Raw genomic sequence first — 825 nt, forward strand, 5'->3', positions numbered from 1 at the left:
CGAGACCGGGTGCGCCTGATCAACAGCGTGCCTTCGGCGATGGGAGCCTTGCAGCGTGCCGGGCAAATCCCGGAAAGCGTGCGCATCATCAATCTGGCGGGCGAGCCACTGAAACAGTCACTGGTGGATGCGCTGTACGAGCATGCCCATGTGCAGCACGTTTACGACCTCTACGGCCCATCGGAAGACACCACTTACTCCACCTGGACCCGTCGCGAAGCCGGTGGCCAGGCCAATATCGGCAAGCCGCTGGCCAACACGGCCAGCTACCTGCTCGACGCTGAATTGCATTCGGTGCCCGTCGGCGTGGCGGCAGAGCTTTACCTGGCGGGCGAGGGCATCACCCGTGGCTACCTCTTGCGTCCGGGGTTGACCGCCGAGAAGTTTGTGCCGAACCCTTTCTCGACCACCGGCGATCGTCTGTATCGCACCGGCGACCTGACCCGTTACCGCAATGACGGCGTGATCGAATACGTTGGCCGTATCGATCATCAGGTAAAGATTCGTGGTTTGCGCATCGAACTGGGAGAAATCGAAAGCCGCCTGCTCGCTCACCCAGGTGTACGTGAAGGGGTGGTGCTGGCCCTGGACGGCGCGAACGGCCAGCAACTGGTTGCCTACGTGGTGCTGGCGCAGGCCACCACGACCCAGGAAGCCCTGCGAGCCAGCTTGCGTGAACACTTGCCGGATTACATGGTGCCCACCCAGTGGTTGTTCCTTGAGCAACTGCCGCTGACCCCCAACGGCAAACTCGACCGCAAGGCGTTGCCAGTGCCGGAACTACAAGGCTCCCATGCGCTGCATGTGGCGCCGCACAGCGAGCTT

The 825-nt window shown here is 62.5% G+C and carries 1 protein-coding gene; it reads left to right on the forward strand.

The genetic code is table 11. The features are described 5' to 3' along the window. On the forward strand, positions 1-825 hold an 825-nt coding region (locus tag V3W39_RS33610), incomplete at both ends, for an AMP-binding protein (RefSeq protein WP_330214189.1).

Source organism: Pseudomonas sp. Z18(2022), from assembly GCF_036346535.1.
Lineage (GTDB): Bacteria > Pseudomonadota > Gammaproteobacteria > Pseudomonadales > Pseudomonadaceae > Aquipseudomonas > Aquipseudomonas yamanorum_A.